12 protein-coding genes are annotated in these 25527 nt (G+C 64.8%); all 12 read left to right on the top strand.

Features of this window, described 5'->3' with window-relative positions; genetic code table 11:
* The first annotated feature begins 37 nt into the window (after positions 1 to 37).
* Entirely contained in the window at positions 38 to 6133 is a 6096-nt protein-coding gene (locus ACFVSI_RS15740; protein ID WP_387825505.1) for an Ig-like domain-containing protein, read from the top strand.
* A 66-nt stretch (positions 6134 to 6199) separates the two neighbouring features.
* Positions 6200 to 7171 (top strand): AAA family ATPase, encoded by a 972-nt coding sequence (locus ACFVSI_RS15745; RefSeq protein WP_387825508.1) that lies wholly within the window; start codon positions 6200 to 6202, stop codon positions 7169 to 7171.
* Positions 7172 to 7227: 56 nt separating this feature from the next.
* Complete coding sequence (locus ACFVSI_RS15750; protein WP_387825511.1) at positions 7228 to 8631, top strand: DUF58 domain-containing protein; 1404 nt, start codon at positions 7228 to 7230, stop codon at positions 8629 to 8631.
* Positions 8628 to 11138 carry a transglutaminase domain-containing protein gene (locus ACFVSI_RS15755; protein WP_387825514.1) on the top strand — a complete coding sequence of 837 codons (2511 nt, stop codon included), beginning with the start codon at positions 8628 to 8630 and terminating at the stop codon, positions 11136 to 11138. Before ACFVSI_RS15750 ends, ACFVSI_RS15755 begins: the two co-directional genes overlap by 4 nt.
* The gene (locus ACFVSI_RS15760) at positions 11128 to 12708 is read left to right on the top strand and encodes an RDD family protein (protein WP_387825517.1); all 1581 of its coding nucleotides are present in this window, start codon (positions 11128 to 11130) and stop codon (positions 12706 to 12708) included. The genes ACFVSI_RS15755 and ACFVSI_RS15760 overlap by 11 nt, the downstream gene beginning before the upstream one ends.
* Entirely contained in the window at positions 12705 to 13613 is a 909-nt protein-coding gene (locus tag ACFVSI_RS15765; RefSeq protein ID WP_387825520.1) for a PP2C family protein-serine/threonine phosphatase, read from the top strand. Before ACFVSI_RS15760 ends, ACFVSI_RS15765 begins: the two co-directional genes overlap by 4 nt.
* A complete protein-coding gene (locus ACFVSI_RS15770) occupies positions 13600 to 15447 on the top strand; it encodes a hypothetical protein (RefSeq protein ID WP_387825523.1) in 1848 nt (615 codons plus the stop codon). The genes ACFVSI_RS15765 and ACFVSI_RS15770 overlap by 14 nt, the downstream gene beginning before the upstream one ends.
* Positions 15444 to 17162: a serine/threonine-protein kinase gene (locus ACFVSI_RS15775; RefSeq protein ID WP_387825526.1), complete on the top strand. Its 1719-nt coding sequence runs from the start codon at positions 15444 to 15446 to the stop codon at positions 17160 to 17162. The genes ACFVSI_RS15770 and ACFVSI_RS15775 overlap by 4 nt, the downstream gene beginning before the upstream one ends.
* A gap of 48 nt (positions 17163 to 17210) precedes the next feature.
* Positions 17211 to 17915, top strand: a complete 705-nt coding sequence (locus tag ACFVSI_RS15780; RefSeq protein ID WP_262277921.1) for a hypothetical protein — start codon at positions 17211 to 17213, stop codon at positions 17913 to 17915.
* Entirely contained in the window at positions 17912 to 22360 is a 4449-nt protein-coding gene (locus tag ACFVSI_RS15785; protein WP_387825531.1) for an FtsK/SpoIIIE domain-containing protein, read from the top strand. Before ACFVSI_RS15780 ends, ACFVSI_RS15785 begins: the two co-directional genes overlap by 4 nt.
* A gap of 46 nt (positions 22361 to 22406) precedes the next feature.
* Complete coding sequence (gene ligA, locus ACFVSI_RS15790; RefSeq protein ID WP_387825534.1) at positions 22407 to 24704, top strand: NAD-dependent DNA ligase LigA; 2298 nt, start codon at positions 22407 to 22409, stop codon at positions 24702 to 24704.
* A complete protein-coding gene (locus ACFVSI_RS15795) occupies positions 24701 to 25525 on the top strand; it encodes an inositol monophosphatase family protein (RefSeq protein ID WP_387825537.1) in 825 nt (274 codons plus the stop codon). Before ligA ends, ACFVSI_RS15795 begins: the two co-directional genes overlap by 4 nt.
* The last annotated feature ends 2 nt before the right edge of the window (positions 25526 to 25527 follow it).

Here is a 25527-nt window from a genome sequence, read left to right on the forward strand (position 1 = left end):
CGTGGGGGCGGCTGAAAACAAAGGGAATTCTGGGGCTGTGACAACTTTCTTCGGCAAGCTGGGGCTGAAAAAGCGTCAAAACAAGAAAATCATCACGGGCACCGCTGCGACTGCGGCGGGCGCTGTGCTGATCGCGGGGGCAGTGTTGTACCCGGGTTTCAAGACCACGGAAGTGGACTTGAACGACGGTGGCGTGTGGGTTGTGAGCAAAACCAAGAACGCCGTCGGTCGGTTGAACTATCCGTCCCGTGTCCTTGATGGCGCGGTGACACCTGCCACCACCACGTTCGATGTCCTGCAGCACGAAGGCAACGTCTTCGTCGATGACGAGTCCGGCTCCACCATCAACCAGGTCTCGGCCGCCAACCTGAAGCTCGGCGGCGACAAGCAGCTCCCGTCGTCGTCACAAGTGAGCTACGGTTCCACCGTCCTCTCCGTGACGGACCCCGCCCGCGGCAAGGTGTGGGCGCTTTCTCCCTCGACTGTCAACGGCTTTGATGAGGAGGGAACCGAACCCGTGCTGACCGGGGACCAGGGATTGGTCTCAGCGGTGGGCACGGACAACCGCATCTACACGGCAGACCCCGGCAAGGGCGAAATTTCGGTTATTACTGTCGACGCCGACGGCCAGCGCACCAATTCCGAGGTCACCAAAGTTGATGAGCTCAAAGGTGCCGGTGATCTCCAGCTTTCCGTGGTGGGGGACAAGCCTGTGGTCCTGGACGCGGCTTCCGGGAACCTGTTCCTTCCTGGTGGCCGCAGGCTGCAGCTGCAGGATGCCCGGGAAGCCAAACTCCAGCAGACCAGCGAGGACAGCAGCTACGTGGCCATCGCCACCCGCAAGGCACTGCTGAAGCAGCCGTTGGACGGCTCCACGGCCGCCACGGTCAACGCTGAGGGTGAGGGCGTCCCCGCGGCTCCGGTCCAGGTCAGCAAGTGCGTCCACGCCGCTTGGGCGGGCGCCAACAAATACATCCGCGACTGCGACAACGACGCCGACGACAAAAAGAACGACGTCCCCAAAGCCAGTGCTTCGCCGAGCTACGTGTTCCGTGTCAACCGTGACCTCGTGGTCCTCAACGACGTGAACTCGGGCAGCGTGTGGCTGGTCAACCAGAACATGCAACTGGTCAATAACTGGGACGATGTTGTCCCGCCGAAGAACCAGTCCGATGACCAGGACCAGGAGTCCGCGGACAACAACACCATCAACGTCCTGCCGGACCGCACCAAGCCAAACCGCCCGCCGGAAACCAAACCCGACGAATTCGGTGTCCGCCCCGGCCGCACCTCCATTTTGAGCGTCCTGGACAACGATTCAGACCCCGACGGCGATGTCCTTACCGCGTCCGTGGGACCCAACGGCCCCAAGCTGGGCACACTGGAAAACATTTACGGTGGCTCCGCCTTCCAGATCAAAGTGCCAGCCGACGCGAAACCGGGAACGGAAGTCTTCGACTACAACGCCGCGGACGGACGCAGCCTGTCGGCGGGCGGCAAGGTCACCCTCCACGTGGTGGCCCCCGAAGAGAACAAGCCTCCGTTCTTCAAGCGCGGCGAGCCCACAACCATGGTGGTGGAACAAGGGAAGTCGGTCAGCCAGAATATCCTGACCGACTGGATGGACCCTGACGGCGACGACCTGGTCCTGTTGGACGCCAAGACCGACAACGACCAGGACCAGGTGAAGGTGCGCCGCGACGGCCTGCTGACCTACCAGGATTCCGGCGCCGCGCCGGGCAAGAAGAATGTCACCATCACCGTGTGGGACGGCCGCGCCACCACGACCGGGCGCATAGTGGTCAACGTGCAACCGCCGGGCGCCCTGGCACCGGTGGTCAACGCCGACCATGTGACAGCCGTGGTGGGCCAGGACCTGGTCATCGCGCCGTTGAAGAACGACGTCGATCCCAACGGCGGCGCATTGCGCGTGGCCCACGTCGAGGCCGCCGGACCGGCGGAACTCGGTCCTGTGACCGACGGCGGCACCTTCACGTTCAGGAGCACCACGCCTGGGCCGATCTACTTGACGTACATCGCCAGCAACGGCCCGCAAAGCAGCCAGGGACTCATCCGGGTCGATGTGGAATCCGGCAAGGATGCAGGGGCGCCCGTTGCCGTCCATGACGTCGCGCTGCTGCCCGTGGGCGGAAGTGTTCTGGTGGATCCGCTGGCCAACGACTCCGATCCCTCCGGTGGCGTGCTGGTCCTGCAGTCCGTCACTGTTCCGGATGGCTCCTCCGCCTCTGTCAGCGTGATTGACCACAGCGTCCTGCGGGTCACGGACGTTCTCGGCTCCAAAGATCCCTTCGTCTTCAGCTACACCATGTCCAACGGCCGCGCCTCAGCGACCGGCACGGTGGGCGTCGTGCCGGTGCCGGCCCCCGCCGTCGTGGAGGCTCCCCAGCCCAAACCGGACGAAGTGAACGTGCGCGTCAACGACGTCGTCACCATTCCGGTCCTGGACAACGACACCCATCCACAGGGTGAAGAGCTCTCCGTCGACCCCGTACTGGCGCAGAGCATCCCCGCGGAAGACGGGAAGGCCTTCATTTCGGAGAAGACCCTTCGCTTCATCGCCGGTCCCACGCCCAAGACAGTGCGTGCCATCTACAACGCCGTTGATCCGCAGGGCCAGAAGAGCGCGGCCGCGGTGACCATCCACATCCTTCCGCTGGAAGGTACCCAGAACTCGCGGCCGCAACCGAAGAACCTGACGGCACGCGTTGTGGCCGGCGGCAGCGTCCGGATTCCGGTTCCGCTGGACGGCATCGATCCCGACGGCGATTCGGTCCAGCTCATCGGCATCGACAGCACACCCACCATGGGAACGGCGACGGCGGGGAGCAGCTTCATCGACTTCGTCGCCGCTGGCGACGGCGCGGGTACGGATACGTTCCGATACAAGGTGATTGACCGCCAGGGCGCGGTCAACACCGGAACAGTGACGGTCGGCGTCGCTCCCCGCGGTGAGAACAACCAGAAACCGGCTCCCGTGGATGACGAAGTGAAGGTACGGCCCGGCCGGCAGATCGCCGTAGACGCCATCGCCAACGACACCGACCCCGACGGCGACATCATCCGTATCCTCTCGGACAGCCTCGAAGCCGATGCCGGCCTGGACGCCCACGTCAGCAAGACCAGCGGACGCGTGCTGGTGACGGCGCCGGCAGCAGAAGGCACCGTGAACGTGCGGTACTCCGTGGCCGACGACCGTGACGCAGTCGGACAGGCCAGCATCCGCGTGGTGGTCAAGAACGACATCCCGCTCCAGGCACCGATTGCCCGTGACGACCGCGTGACCTCTGCGCAGACTCTCGGGAAAACCGCCGTGGACGTTCCCGTGCTCAAGAACGATGAAGACCCTGACGGTGTGGGGGAGAACCTCAAGGTCAGCACCGAGGTGACCACTGCACGTCCCGGGCCGGACGGCAACGTGATCGTCGAGCTCACGGAAAAGCCGCAGCTGGTTCCCTACACGGTGGAAGACGTGGATGGTCAAAAGTCCACCGCCATCATCTGGGTTCCCGGTATCGGCCAGCAGGTCCCCACCCTTGCCAAGGACGAGGTCATTGAGCTGGTTTCGGGCCAGTCGGTAACGGTCGACCTCGCCGAATGGGTGAAGGTCCGCGACGGCCGCTCACCCCGGCTGACACAGACCGACCGCATCAAACTCATCGGCGCCGACGGAGCAGATCCTGTCGCCAACGGCGGTACCGGTCTGAAGTACACCGCCGGAGCCGAGTACGTCGGTCCGGGCTCGATCAGTTTCGAAGTGACTGACGGCACGGGTCCGGACGATCCCAACGGATTGAAGTCCACCTTGAGCATCCGGACCAAGGTGTTGCCGGATCCCAACAAGAACAACCCGCCTGTCCTGCTCGGCAGCGATGTTGACGTTCCGAAGGCTGATTCAGCGAGCCTGGATCTGCGGAAACTGACCTCGGATCCTGACGCGGACGATGTCCAGAACATGAACTATGAGCTGACAGGGGGAGCCACCGGAGGCTTCAGGGTCTCCATCGAAGGGAAGACCCTCAAGGCCTCCGCGGACGACTCCGTCCAGATCGGACAGTCAGGCACGGTGCAGGTGAAGGCCAAGGATCGCCGCGGGCTCGAAGCCGTGGCCACCTACAAGCTCTCACTTTCGGCGTCGAACCGTCCCAAGCCCGTGGCAAACGACGACGCTGAGCCGGACGCGCAGTCCGGCAAGCCCGTCACGGTCAACGTCCTGGCCAATGACGCGAACCCGTTCCCGGACACGCCGTTGAAGATCGTTTCGGCCGTCACGGAGACAGGCCAAGGCACGGCCGAGCCGGGTGGTGACAGCGTCACTGTCACTCCTGCTGGTGGTTTCACCGGCACCATGGTTGTCGCGTACACAGTGCAGGACAAGACGGGCGAGCTCTCCCGCTACGCCACGGCCCGCATCCGGTTGACCGTCAAGGACAAGCCGGCGGCGCCCAGCACACCTCTGGCCCAAAGCGTGGGCGACCAAACGGCGTTGCTCACCTGGAACGCCCCGGCTGACCGCGGTGCGCCCATCACCAAGTACACGGTGTACGGCGAAAACGGCTTCAAACAGGATTGCCCCGCCAACACCTGTACGCTGACTGGCCTTACCAACAACGTGAAGTACCACTTCGCCGTCACGGCAACGAACGCCATCAACGAATCAGAGCGTTCCCCGGTTTCGGCTGAGGTTCGTCCCGACGTCAAGCCCGACACCCCCGTGGCTCCCACGTTGAAGTTCGGCGACAAGCAGCTCTCGGTCGCGTGGGTCCCACCGGCGAGCAAGGGTTCACCCATCAAGTCCTACGATCTTGAGATTTCCCCCGCCCCGGCAGGACAGAATCCCCAGATCCAGAACCTGACGGGTAACAGCCACGTGTGGACCGGCCTGACCAATGGTGTGGCCTACAAGGTCAGGGTCCTGGCCCGCAACGACGCCAAGGAACCGTCGGAGTGGAGCACCTACTCGGCCGCGGAGACCCCGGCCGGAGTTCCGGCGACACCGGCCGCCCCGTCCGTGGCGGGCGCCGGGTCCGTTGGTAACCAGAGCCAGTTGCAGGTCAGCTGGACCGCACCGAACAACAATGGCGACGCCGTCTCCTCCTACACGTTGACCACGTACCGCGGTGGCGCGGTGGTGGGTTCCCAGGCTGTTTCAGCTACCTCCCAGAACGTCACGGTGGACAACTCGGAAGCCGACTACTCGTTCACGGTATCGGCCACCAACAAGGCCGGAGTCAGCGGCGTGAGCCAGCAGTCCAATGCCGTTCGTGCTGCGGGCAAGCCAGGAATGGTGGGCGCTCCGTCAGCGGCTTTGGTGGAGACCAACGCCGACGGCGGCAAGATCCGTGTTGCGTTCAACCCGCTCTCCGCGGCAGAACGGAACGGTGCCAACGCCAACGAGATCAGCTACCGCTACGCCCTGACTTCAGGTGCCGGCAGCGGCGCGATCCCTGCAGGTGGCGGGGTTGTGGCAGCTCCCAACGGCGCCGACACGGCAGTAGTGGTGTGGGCGGTCTCCTCCCGGAACCCCACGCCCGGTGACCGGAGCCCGGCGTCTAATACCGTGAATCCCTACGGCCTTGCCTATGCTCCGAACGTTACCGGCAGCAAGAGCAGCGGTGTGGGGGACAAGACGGTGTCCTGGACCTGGAACGCTCCCAACGGCAACGGCCGGCCGGTTACCGGCTACCAGTACAGCCTCGACGGCGGCGCTTGGCAGAACACTGACCAGCGGAGTTTCTCCAAGACTGTCGGATTCAGCGAAACGCACACTCTGCAGGTCCGTGCCGTCAGCGGGGGGCAGGCAGGACGCGTTGGCAGCGACACCTCGCGCAGCGGTGCCGAGCCGCCACCGCCGCAGCCTCCGGCGGGCGAGGTCAGGGCCCATAACAACACGTGTCCCGGTAAGCCGGGACAGGCGGATACCTACAACCCGAGCGGCCCAAGCTGTGGCGTTGGCTGGGTCTCCAACTCGGAAGGGTGGTTGAACGTCAACTGCACCAAGGACATCTACAACAACGGCACACCTTGGTACCGCGTTACCCAGGGCAGCCACCCCGACTGGTTCGTAAAGTCCACGACTGTGGATCTGCGCGGAACCAAGCCTGGCGGTTGCTAGCCACTTCCGGCCAGCACCAACAACAACTTCATCTCCGCACCCCAACACAAGGAACAGGATCAACCGATGACTATGACAAGCGAGCAGGCCGCGTGGTTTGCAGAAACGTTCGAGAAGCTCGTTGCCAACGTGGGCCAGGCCGTCCTGGGCAAGGAACACGTCATTCGGCTGACCTTCACTGCGATGCTGGCCGAGGGCCATGTCCTCTTTGAAGACGCACCGGGCACCGGTAAGACCTCACTGGCCCGGGCCTTGGCCGCTACGGTCCAGGGTTCGCACAACCGCATCCAGTTCACCCCCGACCTTCTGCCCTCCGATGTCACCGGTGTGACCATTTACGACCAAAAGACGCAGAAGTTTGAGTTCCACAAGGGTCCGGTCTTCAGCAACATCGTTCTGGCCGATGAAATCAACCGTGCTTCGCCGAAGACCCAGTCGGCACTGCTGGAGGTCATGGAGGAGTCCCGCGTGACCGTGGACGGGACCACCTACGACGCCGGCCGTCCGTTCATGGTGCTGGCGACGCAGAACCCGATTGAGCAGGCCGGTACCTACCGTCTCCCCGAAGCCCAGCTGGACCGCTTCCTGATCAAGACCTCCATCGGCTACCCGGACCACGCTTCCACCGTGCGGCTGCTGGGAGGCTCCAACCTGAAGGACCGGTCGAAGGACCTGGCTGCCCTGATCACCACCCAGGCTGTGGCTGACATGGCAGACCTCGCGGCGACAACCCACGTGGATACCGCAGTGCTTGAGTACATCTCGCGCCTTTGCGAGGAAACCCGCAACGCCTCCGAAACCCGGCTGGGTGTTTCGGTCCGTGGCGCGCTGGCCATGGTCCGTGCCGCCAAGGTGTGGGCAGCGGGACAGGGCCGGAACTTCGTGCTGCCGGACGATGTCAAGGAACTTGCACCCGTGGTGTGGACGCACCGTTTGGTCATGGATCCTGAGGCTGAATTCTCGGGCGCCACACCGGAGGTCGTGCTCGCGCGCGTCCTCTCCGAGGTGGCTGCACCGCAGCAACGCGCCACGGCCTAAGCCAGCACAGCCTCAGCACTTCCCTTCCTCGCACCAGTTCGAACAAAGGCCCCCACATGTCCTCCAGCAAACCCCTGAGCCGGGCTGCTGATTCGCTTAAGCGCGCCACGTCAGCACTTGGCGGCACCCTGCGCTCCGCGCGTGGTTCCGGCAACGACGCGGGCAAACGCCCGGGCGGCCCGAAAAGGCCCGGCAATACCAGGAAACTGCACCCCGCGGTCGTGTGGTCCGAGGCGGCCGGAGCAGCGGGGGAGATCCTCGCCCCTGTGTGGGAAAAATTCCGCGCCCTCTGGCTGCGCTATGCCTGGCCGGTCCTCTCCGTTGTCAGCCTGCTCGGCTGGGTAGTGCTGGCGGCGTCAATCGGGCTCTGGTGGGCGGGGCAGGCGTGGGGCTGGCAGGAAGCCAAGTCCGCGGCCTTGGTGGCATTCCTGCTGTTCCTCCTGGCCATTGGCTTTATTGTGGGCCGCTCGGCGTACGGTGTGGTCCTCGACCTGGCCCGCACCCGCGTGGCCGTAGGTGACGACGCCGTAGGAAGCATCGCGGTCTCCAATGTTTCGGCACGCCCGTTGCTGCCTGCAGCGCTGGAGTTGCCTGTCGGTGCAAACACAGCTGTGTTCCACTTGCCCCGCATGAAGCCCGCACAGGTGCATGAGGACCTGTTCACCATCCCGACGGCCCGCCGCGCCGTGATCGTCGTCGGACCCGTGCGCTCGGTGCGCGCCGACCCCCTCCACCTGCTGCGCCGCCGGGTGCTCTGGACCGAACCCGTGGACCTGTTCGTGCACCCGCGGACGGTGGCCCTTGGCGGTTCAGCGGCAGGGTTCATCCGCGACCTTGAGGGCATGCCCACCACCGAACTTTCCAGCGCCGATGTTTCGTTCCACGCCCTTCGCGATTATGTGCCAGGCGATGACCGACGGCACATCCACTGGAAGACCACGGCCCGTACCAACAAGCTCATGGTCCGCCAGTTCGAGGAAACGCGCCGCGCCCACCTGGCTATCTCCCTGTCCATCAACACCGATGAGTACGACACCGAAGCCGAATTCGAAATGGCGATCTCGGTGGCCGGATCCATTGGCCGCCAGGCGATCAGCGAACAACGCGACCTGGATGTCCTGACCCAAAAAGGTCCGCTCCGCTGCGAAACCGGCCGTAACCTGCTGGACGACATGACACGGATCATCGGCGCACCCATGCGCAAGACCGCCGTCGACCTTGCGCGGACCTTGTCCGATACCGTCCCGAATGCCTCCGTGGTGTTCTTCGTCGTGGGCAGCCACGTCACCGCCACGCAACTGCGTTCAGCGGCGGCCTCGGTCCCGCCGGGAGTCCGCAGCCTGGCCGTCCGCGTCCAACCCGGCGCTGCGCCGTCGAGGGCCAATATCGCGGACCTGACCGTCCTCACCGTTGGCGACCTCGACGATCTCGCCATCGTTCTTCGAAAGGCGGCAGCATGAGCACCGCGCCCAACGTCCGAGTGCGTCCGCGTGCGGAGAAATCCGCGAAGGCCAATGCCCGCAAACGCGCTGCAGGCGGATCCATGTTCGCTGACGACCGCCCTTTGTGGCACTTCTTTGTCGACTGCGGCGCCCTGGTGGTGCTGCTTTTGCTGGGCGTCCTCGGATTCACGCTGAGCTTCGGCGGCGACGCACGCTTCCTGGTCGCAGGACTCGGCGGCGTGGTCCTTGGGCTCGGCATCGCCGTCATGAATGCCTACCTGCGCCTTGGTTTGCTGATTACGGCAGCTGCGACTTTTGGTGCCTACATGCTGTTCGGTTCCGCGCTGGCGGTTCCTGATTCTGCTGTGCTGGGCGTCCTGCCGTCGCTGGATTCCCTGCGCACGCTGCTGCTGGGCATCGTTTTCTCCTGGAAGGACATGCTCACCGTCGGGGTTCCCGTGGGCACCGCCAACGGAACGCTGATTGTGCCGTTCCTTAGCGCGCTGATCATGGCCCTGGCCGCCGGACTTCTGACCTGGCGGTTGAAGAGCCCCTATTGGCCGCTGCTTCCGGTGTTGGTCCTCTTCGTCACCGGTATTGCCTTCAGTACCAGTTCGGGCTTCCTGAACGTGGAGCGCGGCGTTTCCCTGACGATCATCTCGATTGTCTGGGCGACGTTCCGCCGCGAGGTGCTCCGCCAGCGCAGCACCAGGACCGTCTCGGCCAACAGGCCCGATTCCGACGCCGGTACGGCCCGCCGTGGTCAGCTGCGCCGCCTCGGGACTGCTGCCGCCGTCATCGCCGTCGCAGTGGGCGTGACGGCCCTTGCTTCTCCCTTGGTGACTGCCAGCGATGACCGGAAAGTGCTGCGCAACACCATCGTCCCGCCGTTCGATCCGAGGGATTACATCACTCCGCTGGCGAGCTTCCGCAACTTCGTCAAGGACGAAAAGGACACCACCCTCTTCACCGTCAAGGGCCTGCCAAAGGATGCCCGCGTGCGGTTGGCGGCCTTGGATGCGTTCAACGGCTTGAACTACACCATGGATCCGAACAGCTCCGGCAACTTCAGCAAGGTGGGCGATGCGAAGTCGCTGAACACGCTGGCCGATGCCGGGAGCCCGGTGCAAGGCACCAACTACACGCTGGACATCACGGTTGAGGATTACCAAGGCTACTTTGTTCCTGGCGGCCGCCACACCACTGGAATGAGCTTCCCGGACACCTCCGGGGCAGCATCGGGGCTCTATTTCAATGCGGGCACCGACACCGCGGTGACCACCAAGGGCCTGGGCAAGGGCGAGAACTACACCGTCCAGGTCTCCGATCCCGGAACGTTGGAGCACGGGCAGCTGACCCAGTATGACTTCGCCAAGCTCACGCTGCCCGACGCCGAGGAAGTACCGCCGATCGTCGCTTCGCAGGCTAACGAATTGTCGGCGGACGCACCGACCGCGATCGACCGCGTCCGGCAGATCGAGGCGCACTTCCAAAAGAGCGGAGCTTTCAGTAACGGCCTGGTAGCGGAGGGGCAGCTTCCGAGCCTCCCCGGCCACAGCGCGGCCCGCATCCGCAACATGCTCTCGGCCAAGCAGATGCTCGGCGACGACGAGCAGTACGCGGTGTCCATGTCCCTCATGCTCCGCCATCTGGGCATTCCCTCGCGCGTTGTCATGGGCTTCTATCCGGATCCCAAGAGCCCTGAAAACGGCGCCGGCGACGTCAAGATCACCGGCAAGGATGTCCATGCCTGGGTAGAGGTGGCTTTTGACCGCGTTGGCTGGGTTTCGTTCGACCCAACCCCGCCCAAGGACAACGTTCCAATCCCCCCGGACCCGCAGAACAAGTCCAAGCCCAAGCCCCAGGTGCTGCAGCCGCCGCCCCCGCCGCAGGAGCCCGCGGATCTGCCGCCGGACTCGACTCCGGATGCCCTGGACGCGGACGAGAAGAAGAACAACCCGTGGCTCTTCTGGGGGCCGCTGCTTGCCGCGATCGGCGTGGCATTGATTCCGTTGGCGATTCTCGCCGTGCCGTTGCTGCTGATTCTGCTGTTGAAATCACGACGCCGGAAGGCACGTTTCCGTGATGGGCACCCCGCCCAGCGGGTCGGCGCAGGATGGAGCGAGGTATTGAGCCTTGTCACCGACATGGGTGCCTCGATCGACACCAAGTCCACCAGGCGCGAGTCTGCCTCGGTGATTGCGGAAGCGTTCCCGACCGCCGGTAATACCACCACCATGCTTGCCCACCGCGCGGACGCCGCAGTGTTCGGCGCGGGTCAGCCGAGTGAGACAGAGGTCAAGGAATACTGGGAGATTGTGGACACGTCGCTGACCGACATCACCGGAAGCGTTGGGTTCTGGAAGCGGCAGCAGGCGCGGTTCTCACCGCGGTCGTTGCTGGCCGACGCCCGGGCGGCCCTTCGTCGTCGTCAACAAGGTCCTGCCCGGAACCAAACTCCCGGTGAACCAGCGGCGCGGCGCTTGAAGTTGCCCTTCACGAAGGACAGCAGCGATGAGCAGTGAGACGGAACTTTGCCCGGCCTGCCGGCACGCTGTCCGGCCCGGTGCTGCTTTCTGCAATCAGTGCGGATCGCCGCTGAACAACCGCGGAGCCCGCAAGGAGGGCAACATCAACCATGCCCAGCGGGCTGCACTGGAATCGGCTGCCCGGCAGGGTCTGGCCGATCCCGGTAGTATCTCCGTAGTGTCGGCGCCAGCGCCGCCGGCGCCTCCGGGGACAAGCACCGTCCCGGAACGGACGTCTGGGCCAGGGGGAGGGACCACTATGACCACCAAGCTCGAGCTCGTGCCCGCTTCGGCCGGGAAACGGCTGGGCGCGGCAGTGTTGGACTGGCTGGGGCCTGTGGCAGTCCTCGCCACAACGTTTGCCATCGGCATCGCGGGCATTACCCAAACGCGCCGGAACGGCTTCATTGTTTACGACACCGGACTGCTGGTTCTCCTTGGCAGCATCGGCTTGGCCGTGACCGTGGTGTACGTCTTCGTGCTGTTGGCCCTCGAGGCGAAGTCCGGAAACACCATCGGTAACCAGCTCATGGGAATCCGCAGCGCTGACGCCGATGGCTACGCCCCGGGCGCCGGCGCAGTGTTTGTCCGGGGCATCCTGACAGGTGCTGTCCTGATCGTGGGGTCACTGGCTGCTGTCATCCTGTCGGCGTTGGGCCTCCTGGGTCTTGTGCTATGGATCGCGTTGCCGCTGATGGTGCTGGGGGTTGTCTGGGCCATCCTGGTGGTGCTCTCCAACGCCTGGGACTCCAACGGCAAGGTGCGCGGCTGGCACGACAAGGCGGCAAAGACCCTGGTGTTCGACGTCAATGCCGGCCGCAATCCCGTCACGACCGGAGGTCTCCAAGGTCCTTACAGCTTCGCTCCCATGGATCTGCCGCCGGTACAACCAGTGATCTCCCCGGTGCCGTCGGGACGCCCGTCCGGCCCGGTCGCCGCCACCCAGCCTGCACCCGTCCAGGCGACTCCCGCTCAGGTCACCTCGCCACATCAGGCCGCACCGGCGTCGTCCGTCGCGCCGGCCGTGCAACCCTCCCATGACCCCAACCAGTGGCGGCCGCCTACGCCCCGACAGGTGCCGGCTCCGCAGCAAGCGCCTCTCACGCAGCAGGCGCCAGCAGCGCAGGAAGCTCCGGTCGCGCCGCAGCTTCCCACGGTTCCGGCGCCCGGCCTGGCCGCCCATCCTGACGACGACGTCGAGCGCACCCAGATGCGTCCTGGTACGGCCCGTGCACAGGCTGTCCTGCGGATACGGGTCGACGACGGCCAGGACGTCCAGCTCGGCGGAAGTGTCCTTCTTGGACGGAATCCCGCTGCGCAGCCCGGGGAAGTCGTCGAGCAGCTCCTGCCGGTGTCAGATCCCGGCAGGTCGATTTCCAAAACCCATCTGCACCTGCGCGTGGATGGGGATGGCGTGTGGGTGACGGACCGCAACTCCACCAACGGCAGCGCTGTCACCACCCCTGATGGCTTGCAAACCAGGCTCACACCCGGCGAGGCATCTTTCGTCCGGCCAGGTTCCACCGTTCATTTCGGGGACCGTTCCTTCCACCTAGGACAAGCATGAATTCACAGCCGGCCACCAACGCCAACGCCGATGCCGTCCCAGCCGCCGGCGGGTCCTCGTTCGGGCTTAGCTACGGCTACGGAACGGACCGGGGACTGCGTCGGGAGCTGAACGAGGATTCGTTCATTGCTGCCGATCCGGTGTTCGCAGTCGCTGATGGCATGGGTGGCCACGAGGCCGGCGAGATTGCCAGTGGCATGTGCGTGCGCACCCTCGGGAGCGCTCCCGAGCTCGCCTCAGGGCTGCGGACCGCCTCTGCCGCGGACCTGCAGGCATGCCTCTCGAAAGCCGACGCCGCCATCCGGGAGGCCACCGGAGCCCGCGCGGGGACCACGCTCTCGGGCGTGGTGGTGGTGGAACAGATGGGTTTGCCGTACTGGCTGGTGATGAACATCGGCGATTCCCGGACGTACCGGCTGAGCCAAGGTGAGTTCGCGCAGATCAGCGTAGACCACTCGGAAGTCCAGGAGCTCGTCGATTCCGGGGACATCACCTCGGAGCAGGCTGCCGTCCATCCGCGCCGCCACGTGGTCACGCGTGCCCTGGGCACCGGGGATGAGACCGAAGCGGACTTTTGGCTCCTTCCCATCCAGGAGGGCGACCGGATCATGGTCTGCTCGGATGGTCTCAACGGTGAACTTGGCGATGACCACATGTTCCGGATCCTCAGCACAGTGGCCCACCCCCAGGATGCCGTGGACGCGCTCATCCAGGCGGCGCTGCGAAGCGGCGGACGCGATAACGTCACGGTGATTGTGGTTGATGCCAAGAACGTACTGAACGACGCCGGTATCGCCATCACGGCGCCCCGCCCGGAAGTCGGGACAGACGTGGAGGAGGACACCCTCCCCAAAGCCTGGGTAAACGGCACTGACTACGAGGAAGACACCGATGGCAAGCAGTAGTCTCCTGTCCCATACGCGGTACCGGCAGGGAGGGTGGTTTGGTGTTATCCGCAACGGAACAGCTGTACTTCTCGGTCCGGAAACGCCTCACGCCCTGATCGACACCGTGTGGGAACTACTGGCCTCATCGCCCGAAGCCCATGAGGTCCTGCACGAGGTGACCGAGGCTTTTGGTGTTTCGCTCAGCAGGATCCCGCCGTTCGGAATTATTGATTCCAAGGATGCGCTACGGGTCTTCCTCCGGGGCGACCTCGAATTGGTAGTGCAACTGGCCGATCGCCAGGAACACCTCACAGGCCGTGAGGTCACCACGTGGACTGAGCGCCGCATTGTCGGAGCCACTTCCTTGAGCATCCACATCGGGGCAAACGCTGCCGGCGCGACGGACCGCCCGCGTTTGGATGCCCTCCCGGTGAAGGACGGCGTGGTGCTGTTGGCGTCCCTGGAAGCCCGTGGCCAGGGCGCTCCCTTGGAGGAGCCTCCGACGGCGCAACCGGCTTCTGAGCCGGCAGGTGCGGATCCTGCCCTCACGCCGAAAGCGGCGGAGCCTCCGATGCCGGCATCTGCGGTTTCTGTCTCCGACGAAACCATGATCGGATACCACGAAACCGACCTTGGACTGACGATTGCACCCGGTCAAGCGCCCGTCATTAACGGGAACCTCGGCGACGCGTCTGCTCCGGGCGACGAATCCGCCTCTGGGAACGAATCCGGATCCGAGGAACCGGAGGCGGCTGACCTCGATGCCGCCGAAGATGCTGCGGAATCCCACGTCGATGAGGACGGAACGGGCTTGCTGGACGTCGGTTCCATTGCCGGGGATCCCTCTCCAGCCGGAAGCGTTGAGGACCTTGTTGCGAACGACCACGAGGTCCCGGTCCACACCAGCACCACGGATCCGTTGAGCCCCTCGCTGGAAAACACCACGAACTACGATCACCTGTGGGATAAGACGGTGATGCGCAATATCGAGGACGCTGCAGTCCGCCTGGAGAGCGAGGCTGATGACCACGACGCCCCTGCCACCCATGCACCGGCTCCACAACCGCCGTCGGCTCCACAACCGGCGTCGGAAACGGAACAACCCGCCCCGGAACCTTTGACGCTTGTGCCTGCGCCGGAAGTCGGTCAATCCGCCGCTTCGGCCGCATCCGGCGGCCTGATCGAGTCGGTTCCCTGGCTCCGCAGCGCGCCGTCCACGCCGCCGGCACCGCAGGTTCCGGCTGCCTGGACACCTGCACCGGCACTGGCACCCGCGGGCGGCGCCGTGGATGAAGACTCGGACCACGACGGCCAGACCATCATGAAAAGCAGCCTACCCCGGACCAATGACGTGGGGGAGGCCGCGACATCCGGTGACGCCCCTGCTGTCAGCGGCCCGAGCGTCCTTGCCAGAGTCTGTTCAGAGGGGCACGCCAATCCGCCCACCTATCCGCTGTGCTCGGTGTGTGGCGTTCCCATCAGCGGGGATGCCGTTCATGTTCCGCGGCCGCGCCTGGGCCGCATGCGGCTTTCCACCGGGGAACTGATCGACCTGGACCAGTCGCTCATCATTGGCCGCCAGCCCTCGGTTTCGCGTGTCCAAGGTGGCACCATGCCCCGGCTGGTCCAGGTGGAGAGCCCTGGCGGGGACATCTCCCGGTCCCACGTGGAGGTCCGGCTGGAAGGGTGGCACGTGATGCTGTGCGATCTCAAAGCCACCAATGGCACCGTGCTCATCCGCGAAGGCCAGGCACCCCGCCGACTTGCCCAGAATGAGATGGCAATCCTGCTGGACGGCGACATTGCCGAACTCGGCGACGACATTTCATTGCGTTTTGAGGAGATTCTTTGAGTTCCAAGAGGCCCCCCGCGCCGCCTCCACCCATCCCGGGCTTCAAATACATCAGCCTGCTCGGCTCGGGTGGCTTTTCCGACGTCTACCTTTACGAGCAAGACAGGCCGCGTCGAAAAGTAGCCGTCAAGGTGCTTTTGTCGGACCTCAAGACCGAGGGTGCCCGCCGCCGATTCGAGTCCGAAGCCAACCTGATGGCGCAGCTGTCCTCGCACCCTTACATCGTGACGATCTTCGAAGCGGAGATCACCGAGACCGGACACTCGTACCTGGCTATGGAGTACTGCTCACGGCCCAGCCTCGATGTGCGGTACAGGCGCCAGCGCTTCAGTGTAGACGAGGTCCTTGCCGTTGGCATCCAGGTGGCGTCCGCCGTCGAGACCGCCCACCGGGCCGGAATCGTGCACCGGGACATCAAGCCAGCCAACATTCTTGTCACCGACTACAACCGTCCGGCACTGACGGACTTCGGTATCTCCGGCACCATCGGTGCCGACTCCGAGGACGACGCCGGAATGTCCATTCCATGGTCGCCGCCCGAGCAGTTCCGCGGCGGCGCAGTGGACGGTGTTCCGGTCGACATCTGGGCCCTGGGCGCCACGCTCTATACGCTCCTGGCGGGCCGCTCACCGTTCGTGCTTCCCGGGCAGGACAACTCGCAGCGCGAACTGATCTCCCGCATCACCAACGCACCCCTTCCCAGGCTTGGCCGTGCCGACGTCCCGGAATCCCTGGAACTCGCGCTGGCAACGGCCATGGCCAAGTCTCCCGGATCCCGCTACTCCTCGGCGCATGCTTTCGCCCTGGCGCTGCAGCGCATCCAGGCCGAGCTGAACCTGTCGGTGACGCCCTTCGAGGTGCTCGAAGAACCCGGGCATGGGGATGAGCAACACCCTGACGACAACGTCGAGGAAACACGGGTCAGAAGCATCGCATCGATCGATCCGGACGCATCGGGCACTGCCACGGCCGGCTCCGCCCCTACCTTCCCGGCACGCACTTTCCCGTCCACTGTGCCAGGCGGTACGGCGCATGCTGCCAACGCGTCGCAGACCACGCACAAGCCCGCTGCCTGGCAAGCGCCCGCCCAGCAGGCGTCCCCACAACAGCCGCTTCCGCAGTTCCATACCCAGCAGGCAGCAGGGGCTGACACCGACTCCGGCGAATCCACGGTCCTTCGTGGCTGGCAGCCATCGGGCCGGACGGCGAACGTCGACGACACGGTCAGCCGCACCTCATCGAGGGCAGCATCCGAAACCCAGGAAGAAGCACCGGCTGTTGACCACAGCAAGCGCAACGTGTGGCTCGCGGTGACTGGTGCCGCGGTCCTGGTGGTCGCGATCGTCGTCGGGGTTGTCCTCGGCGCCAACGCGCAGCCGAAGGTCGTACCGACTGAGGCAGCAAGCGTGAAGCCCGCGGATCCCCTGGGCGATGGCGGAGTACCGGAGGTGGAAGGCCTGACCGGAAGCCGGGACCCTGCCAAGCCGGACTTCGCCAACTTCAGCTGGACCAATCCGCAAACCAAGCCCGGTGACACGTACAAATGGCGGTACCGGACCGCCCTCATCCCCGAAGGCGATTACGAGTCCGTCAAGGAGCCGAAGGCCCGTGCTTATTTTGGCAAGGAAGAGAAGCTCTGCATCCAGGTCATCATTGTCCGTGCTGACGGTTCGGCATCTCCGGGAGAGAAGGGCTCCATCGCCTGTGTGGAGTAGCAACCGGCCAACGCAAAAGTCACACCGCCCACTGAGGAGGCACAGATCATGGGGGATCTAGCAATAGATTTCTGTGGGGAATGGTACGAACCATCCGACGAAGACGTCTTCGATATCGGCCGCGAAGGCGATCTCGAGGTTGACGACAACCCGTACCTGCACCGCCGCTTCCTGCAGATTGCCCGTTACGACGGGATCTGGTGGTTGAGCAACGTTGGCAGCATGCTCTCCGCCACCATCGCGGACGGCTCGGGCGGCATGCAGGCGTGGCTTGCACCCGGTGCCAGGATTCCGCTGGTGTTCAGCCACACCAACGTCATCTTCACCGCTGGCCCCACCACCTACGAGTTCGCGGTGCACCTGAAAACACCGTCTTTCCGGCACGAGGCCCGCGACGACGACCAGGCCGGGGACACCACCATCGGGCCTGTGGTTTTCACTGACTCGCAGAAGGCGCTCATTGTTGCCTTGGCCGAACCCATGCTGCGGCGGGAGGGTACCGGCTTCAGTGCCATTCCGTCCTCCGCGGAAGCTGCCAAGCGTTTGGGCTGGGCCCTCACCCGGTTCAACCGCAAGCTCGATAACGTGTGCGACAAACTGGACCGGGTGGGCGTTGTGGGCCTGCGCGGGGGAGCAGGAAAACTTGCCACCAACCGCCGGGCCCGTCTGGTGGAGCACGCCGTGACGTCCCACTTGGTAACGCCGGCTGACCTGCATCTTCTTGAGAAAATGAGTGGAGTCGACGAAGGATGAAGTTCCGCCTGACATTGCGGCGTGACCCTGCGGAAGCAAAGGACCTCGCCGTAACGGTCGATGGCCGTGCCACCGTGGCCGACATTGCCACCGAACTATGGGCCGCCGACCCCGCACGCAAGGGGACCGAACCGCCGTCGAACCTGTCCATCAGCGTGGACGAAGCGTTCGTCGGCGGTGGCCTCTCCGGCCACGTTCTCCGACCGACAGACAACCTGCTGGAGTCCGGTCTTCGCCCGGGATCCAAGGTTTCGCTGGCCCACGTCAGCGAGGAATTCGCCTCCACCGGCCACGGGACCAACAGGGGACCCGCGGCGGCGACCTTGCGCGTGATGTCAGGGCCCGACGTCGGCCGCGAATTTTCGCTGCCGTTCGGGACCAGCTACATCGGCCGGGACCGGGACGCTGACATCCGCCTCTCGGATCCGCTCACCTCCAAGCGCCACGCCCGCATCACAGTGGGGGAGACCGTGGAAATCGTGGACACGAACTCCGCCAACGGACTGCTCATGGACGGACTGCCGGTCACCCGGGCGACGCTGGCGTCCTCGGACACAGTGACCCTTGGCGATACGACGGTGGGAGTAGTCTCGCTGTCCCGCAACCACGGCGGCGGACCCTCCTCGCCGCTGGTTGACTTCAACCGCTCACCGCGCGTCCTGCCACGGTTCGCATCACCCAAGCGGGTCCCGCCGGCCGGCCCCAAGCGGCCTGAACACCAACCGTTCCCGTACATCATGCTGGTTGCGCCACTGCTGATGGGCGGTGTGCTCTTCGCCGTGACGCAGAACCTGTTGTCTGTGCTCTTCATGGCCATGATGCCGCTGTTCATTGTCGGTCACTACGTCGACCACAAGATGCAAAGCAAGCGCCAGGTAAAGGAAGGCCACAAGCAGTTCAAGGCCTCAATGTTGGCCTTCCGCGAGGACATCGACAGGCAGCAGAACATCGAGCGTGCCGTACGGCTGCAGGAAGCGCCGTCGGTCAGCGACACCGTGGACGCCATCTACAAACTGGGCCCCTTATTGTGGACCAACCGCCCCGAACACCAGCACTTCCTGGGTGTGCGCTTCGGCCTGGGATCCGCACCTTCGCGCATCCCCTTCGATGAGCCTGCCGCCAATGAGACAGAACCGCAGTACATGCGCGAAATCCAGGAATGCCTGCAGCAGGTCCGAGTGATCGAGGGCGTGCCGATCGTGTCGCAGCTGCGTACCTCCGGTTCCTTCGGCGTCGCCGGCGATCGCAGCGTCGTGGACGATGTGGCCCGCGGCGTGGTGCTCCAGCTGGTGGCCCTCCACTCACCCGCCGAGGTGGTCCTTACCGCCCTGACGTCGCCGCGTTCGCGTGAGCGCTGGGATTGGCTGCAGTGGCTCCCGCATGTCGGTTCGGGCCACAGCCCGCTCGCCGGTGACCATCTTGCCGCCGGCCCGGGCGCGGGCGCGGCGTTGTTGTCCCGGCTGGAGAACCTCGTGGAAGAGCGCGAGGCCTTGTCCAAGGAGCCCGGCCCGCAGCCGCGTCCGGCACTCAAGGACGAAAGTGAAGAAATTCCCGCCCCGATGGTTCCGGCCGTCCTGGTGATCGTGGAGGACGACGCCCCCGTCGACCGGGGCCGCCTCACAAGGCTGGTCGAGCGTGGGCCCGATTACGGCGTGCACGTGATGTGGGTGGCGGCCAATGTGCAGTCGCTGCCTGCCGCATGCCGCGACTTCCTCTCCGTCGACGGCGACCACGGCACCACGACGGGCCAGGTCCGTTTGGGCCGCCACACCTACCCGGTAAGCTGCGAAAGCCTCGACGCCGATCTCGCCACCCAGCTGGCGCGCATGATGTCGCCGCTGGTCGACGTCGGAAACCCGCTTGAGGACGACTCCGACCTCCCGCGCGCCGTCTCCTACGCCACGCTGATCGGCAAAGAACTGATGGACAACCCACACGCCGTGGCTGAGCGGTGGCAGGAAAACAACTCCGTGCACGCCACCGCGGTTCCCAACCGCAAGGACAATGGCAGCCTCCGTGCTCTGGTGGGTTCCAAAGGCGTGGAGCCGTTCTACCTTGACTTGAAGAACGAGGGCCCGCACGCGCTGGTGGGCGGAACCACCGGTGCCGGTAAATCCGAGTTCCTGCAGTCCTGGGTCATGGGCATGGCCGCCGCTTACAGCCCCGACCGCGTGAGCTTCCTTTTTGTGGACTACAAGGGCGGGGCTGCTTTCGCGGACTGCTTGCGTCTGCCGCACACTGTGGGCCTGGTGACGGACTTGTCCCCGCACCTGGTGCGCAGGGCCTTGACTTCCTTGCGGGCAGAACTGCATTACCGCGAACGGCTACTGAACAGGAAAAAAGCCAAGGACCTCCTGGCGCTCCAGCGCGAAGCCGACCCTGAGGCTCCGCCGTACCTGATCATCATTGTGGACGAATTCGCCGCCCTTGCCACCGAAGTCCCCGAGTTCGTTGACGGCGTAGTGGACGTCGCGGCCCGTGGCCGCTCCCTGGGCCTGCACCTCATCCTGGCCACCCAGCGCCCTGCAGGTGTCATCAAAGACAACCTGCGGGCCAACACCAACCTCCGTGTCGCCTTGCGCATGGCGGATGAAGTGGACGCGGTGGACATCCTGGGTGTCCCTACTGCCGCCTACTTCGATCCGTCCATTCCCGGCCGTGGAGCGGCCAAGACAGGGCCCGGGCGGATCCAGGGCTTCCAAACCGGCTATGCCGGTGGCTGGAGCACAGAGAAGCCCCAACGACCCCGGATCGACATCGTGGAGATGGCTTTCGGCTCCGGAGCGGTGTGGGAGCCGCCGCTGGAGGCGCAGGTGGAAGAAGAGCCCGCCGGGCCCAACGACATCGCCCGTATGACGGCAAACATCATCCGTGCGGCCGACGTCCTGTCCGTTGCTCCGCCGCGGAAACCGTGGCTCAACGAACTCGCCATGACCTACGATTTCTCCAAGCTCCCCAACCCCCGCACCGACGAGCGGCTGTTGTTGGGTGTCGCCGACGATCCCGCCCACCAGGACCAGCCCACTGTGTTCTACGAGCCGGACAAGGACGGCAACATGGCCGTCTACGGTACGGGCGGATCCGGCAAGTCGGCAGCATTGCGGGGCATTGCCATCGCCGCAGCCGTGACTCCGCGCGGTGGTCCGGTGCACGTGTACGGCATCGACTGTGGTTCCTCAGGCCTTAAGATGCTGGACGGTCTTCCGCACGTTGGCGAAATCATTAATGGAGACGACGTTGAGCGTGTTGGCCGCCTGTTGCGCTGGCTCAAGGAAGTGGCCGATGACAGGGCGGCACGCTTCGCCGAGGTCAGGGCCTCCACCATTGTCGAATACCGGCAATTGGCCAACCGGCCGGACGAGAAGCGCATCTTCGTCCTGGTGGATGGCATGTCGGCTTTCCGTGAAGGCTACGAGTACAGCAACCTGTCCGCACTGTGGGACATTTTCCTGACACTCGCCACGGATGGCCGTCCCCTCGGCATCCACCTCGTCGTCAGCGGTGACCGCACCAACTCCGTTCCGGCGTCGCTCCTTGCCTCCATCCAGAAGCGGTTGGTGCTGCGGCTGAGCTCCGAGGACGACTACATGACCATGGATGTCCCCAAGGACGTCCTCAGCGCTGCCTCGCCACCCGGGCGCGGGCTGCTGGACGGACTGGAAGTCCAGCTCGCCGTGCTCGGAGGGAACTCCAACCTGGCCCTCCAGGCGCGTGAGGTGGCCAAGCTGAGCCAGGCAATGGTCCGCCAGGGCCTGGACCAGGCACCGCAGATCCAGCGCCTTCCCGAGCTCGTGGACTTGGACATCTTGCCCTCCGGGGCCCCGGACAACCCTGTTATTGGTGTCGACGACGAATCGCTGGGTTCTGCGGCCATCGCCGCCAAGGGTTCGCTCCTCTTGGCAGGTCCTCCCGGCTCCGGCCGGACTGTTGCGCTTGTCACCCTGGCGTACGCCTTGCGGCGTTCGAACCCGCGTACCGACCTGATCTACATCGGCTCACGCCGCTCGGCCGTGGCGTCGTTGAACATATGGAGCCGCTCGCTGGTAGGGCCCGATGAGGTCTCCGATGTCATTGACGACCTCATCGACAAAGCGTCCGACAACCCGGGCAGCATGGCAATCTTCATTGAAGGTCTGACCGAGTTCACGGACACCCTCGCAGAGTCGGGAGTGGGCCGCTTGGTGACCGCCGCCATCAAGGCAGACCAATGGGTAGTGGGCGAGTCCGAAACCTCCACCTGGTCCCAGGCATGGTCCTTGGCGCAGCCCTTCAAGTCGGGACGCCGAGGACTCTTGCTCAACCCCGGGGACGTGGAGGGCGACACCCTCCTCAATACCTCGCTGGGCCGCATCAGCAAGGACTTCATTCCCGGACGCGGATACATTGTGGGCAGGGGCAAGGTCCGCAAACTGCAGATCGCCATGCCCCCGGAAAACCGCAGCTAGGAGTCTGTTGGGCCAGAATGTCGGCCGGTTGCGGCAAGATAGACCTGTGAGCACACCAGAGAATCCGGATCCGGTCGACACCACAACCCAAGAGGCGGCTGCGGCCATCGTCGCAGAGGAAGGGACCCCACCGTCGGGGTCCCTTCGGGAGGAATACGAGGAACTTGCGGACCTCGTCCGCAAGTACCGGTATGCCTACTACCAGGAAGATTCGCCTACGGTCTCGGATGCCGAATTTGATGAACTCTACCGTCGGCTGGAAGAGCTGGAAGCCCTCCACCCGGAACTGGTCACCAATGACTCACCGACGCAGGAAGTGGGTGGTGAAGTCTCCTCGGCTTTCGCCGCGGTGGAACACCTGCAGCGTATGTACAGCCTGGACGACGTTTTTTCCCTGGAGGAGCTCGAGGCCTGGGTCCGCAAGGCTGAAGCGTCAGTAGCAAAGCTTGGAGATTCCGTCCCACCCATCGCTTGGCTCACGGAGTTGAAGATCGACGGACTTGCCGTGAACCTCCTGTACCGGGACGGCAAGCTTGTCCGCGCGGCGACGCGTGGCGATGGCACCACCGGTGAAGACATCACCCACAACGTGCTCACCATCAAGGAGATCCCACGGGAACTGAGCGGGTCCGGGTACCCCTCCGAAGTGGAAATCCGCGGGGAAGTGTTCATTCCTTCAAAGGCGTTCGTTGAATTCAATGAGACCCTGGTGGCCGCGGGCAAGGCCCCCCTGGCCAACCCCCGCAACGCTGCTGCGGGTTCGTTGCGCCAGAAGGACCCGGCTGAAACGGCAAAGCGTCCGCTCAGCATGTATGTCCATGGCATCGGAGCCCGTGAGGGACTGGACGCCAAGAGCCAGTCCGAGACGTACAAGCTGCTGGAACAGTGGGGTCTCCCTGTCAGCCCCTATCTCAAAGTGCTGGGAACCTTTGAGGAAGTCCTGGAGTTCATCGCGCACTACGGCGCGCACCGCCACGACCTTCAGCATGAAATTGACGGCATCGTGGTCAAGATCGATGACTTCGCCACCCAGCGCGCCTTGGGCTACACCTCCCGCGTACCCCGATGGGCCGCTGCCTACAAGTACCCACCGGAGGAAGTGCACACCAAACTCCTGGACATCGCCGTCAACGTTGGCCGGACGGGGCGCGTGACGCCTTTCGGTTTGATGGAGCCGGTGAAGGTCGCGGGTTCAACGGTGGGGATGGCTACCCTCCACAACCAGGACGTCGTCAAAGCCAAGGGGGTGATGATCGGCGACATCGTGATCCTCCGCAAGGCCGGCGATGTCATCCCGGAAATCGTGGGCCCCGTGCTGGCGTTGCGCGACAAACAAGATCCTCCGGTGCGCGAATTCGTGATGCCCACCGAATGCCCCTCCTGCGGAACTCCGTTGGCACCGGCCAAGGAGAGCGACGTGGACATCCGTTGCCCCAACGCCAAGTCCTGCCCGTCACAGCTCCGTGAGCGTGTCTTCCACTTGGCTGGTCGGGGTGCTTTCGACATCGAGGCCCTTGGCTGGGAAGCGGCCATTGCGCTCACCCAGCCTGCAGAGCCCGAGATCCCGCCCCTCACCAGCGAGGCCCGGCTCTTCAGCCTGACGCGTGAGGACCTCGCGGACGTTCTGATCCGGAGGGAAAAGCGGTCCAAGGGGGTGGGAACAGGCCAGTACGAGCTCGTGCCGTACTTCTACACCAAGGGAACGGCCAAGTCGCCTTCCAAGCCCACGGCCACCACGGAGAAGCTCTTCGTGGAACTGGAGAAGGCCAAGAAGCAGCCTCTGTGGCGGGTTCTGGTGGCATTGTCCATCCGGCACGTGGGTCCGACGGCGTCGCGGGCATTGGCGACGGCGTTCGGCACCATGGACGCCATCCGCAACGCAACCGAGGAACAGATTGCGCACGTCGACGGCGTGGGGCCAACCATTGCTGCTGCCCTCAAGGAGTGGTTCGCGGTGGATTGGCACAACGAGATCGTGGACAGCTGGGCTGCGGCAGGGGTGAGGATGGAGGACGAGAGGGACACCTCCGTTCCGCGGACCCTTGAGGGCCTCACAGTGGTCGTCACCGGAACCTTGCCCAACTTCAGCCGCGATGAAGCCAAGGAAGCCATCATCATCCGTGGTGGCAAGGCCTCCGGCTCCGTCTCCAAGAACACGAGCTACCTGGTGGCGGGTGAGAGCGCCGGGACCAAGCTGGACAAAGCTGAACAGCTGGGCGTTCCAGTGCTGGACGAGGACGGCTTCCGCGATCTCCTGGCCAACGGCCCGGCAAAAACGGAATCAGACACTGGGACAGAAGCTGCGGCGGACACCGGGGCAGCAGCGGAGGCCGAAGCCAAATGACGGACGTCACTGAACTGCTTGCGATCGCCAAACGTGCGGCGGCCGCAGGAGCCGCCGTGCTGGCCCGGCGATCCGTCAGCGGTACTGCGGGCGACGGCCTGGAGACCACCAACAAGGGCGAGGCCGGCGATTGGGTCACGGCCTTTGACGTCGCTGCAGAGAACGCGGTCCGGGAAGCGATCCTGGCCGAACGGCCCGGCGACACCATCACGGGGGAGGAACACGGGACCACGCGGCCCAGTAGCCCCTCGGGGTATCGCTGGTCCATTGACCCGTTGGATGGGACCACGAACTTCATCCGCAACATCGCCTACTACGCCACCTCTGTTGCCGTGGCGGATTCCGACGGCGTGTGGCTGGCCGGCGTCGTTCACGCACCGGTCCTTGGGCGCGTGTATTCGGCAGCCCGTGGCCAGGGAGCCCGCCTGCAAACGGCAGGTGAAACCACTGCGCTGGTGGGCCCTGTTCCCGGACGGACCGGCCTGATCCTGGCGACGGGGTTCAGCTACGACCCCGGTACCCGGGCAGACCAGTCAGCGGGTCTGGCCCAGCTCATGGAAGGTTTCGCGGATGTTCGTCGGCTGGGTTCTGCTGCGCTGGACCTTTGCCTGGTGGCTGATGGGACCTTTGACGCGTATGGTGAGCGTGGCCTGAACGAGCACGATTTCGCTGCCGGTGCCCTGATAGCAGAAGAAGCCGGCTGCTGGGTGCGAAGGCCCCGTTTGACCAGCCCCTTGGATGGTGGCCCGAGCACAGAGGATCGCCTCGCGGCCTGGATGTGTGCCGGAGCCCTCGAACTTTCCGGAAAATTCCCTTTGTGACC

The sequence above is a fragment of the Paenarthrobacter sp. NPDC057981 genome, from assembly GCF_042886835.1.
GTDB lineage: Bacteria > Actinomycetota > Actinomycetes > Actinomycetales > Micrococcaceae > Arthrobacter.

What these genes read in the sequence shown, in the direction of transcription:
- ACFVSI_RS15770 (WP_387825523.1), top strand. Translation starts at nt 13,600, where the DNA reads ATGGCAAGCAGTAGTCTCCTGTCCCATACGCGGTACCGGCAGGGAGGG.
- ACFVSI_RS15780 (WP_262277921.1), top strand. Translation starts at nt 17,211, where the DNA reads ATGGGGGATCTAGCAATAGATTTCTGTGGGGAATGGTACGAACCATCC.
- ACFVSI_RS15795 (WP_387825537.1), top strand. Translation starts at nt 24,701, where the DNA reads ATGACGGACGTCACTGAACTGCTTGCGATCGCCAAACGTGCGGCGGCC.
- ACFVSI_RS15750 (WP_387825511.1), top strand. Translation starts at nt 7,228, where the DNA reads ATGTCCTCCAGCAAACCCCTGAGCCGGGCTGCTGATTCGCTTAAGCGC.
- ACFVSI_RS15745 (WP_387825508.1), top strand. Translation starts at nt 6,200, where the DNA reads ATGACTATGACAAGCGAGCAGGCCGCGTGGTTTGCAGAAACGTTCGAG.
- ACFVSI_RS15760 (WP_387825517.1), top strand. Translation starts at nt 11,128, where the DNA reads ATGAGCAGTGAGACGGAACTTTGCCCGGCCTGCCGGCACGCTGTCCGG.
- ACFVSI_RS15785 (WP_387825531.1), top strand. Translation starts at nt 17,912, where the DNA reads ATGAAGTTCCGCCTGACATTGCGGCGTGACCCTGCGGAAGCAAAGGAC.
- ACFVSI_RS15765 (WP_387825520.1), top strand. Translation starts at nt 12,705, where the DNA reads ATGAATTCACAGCCGGCCACCAACGCCAACGCCGATGCCGTCCCAGCC.
- ACFVSI_RS15755 (WP_387825514.1), top strand. Translation starts at nt 8,628, where the DNA reads ATGAGCACCGCGCCCAACGTCCGAGTGCGTCCGCGTGCGGAGAAATCC.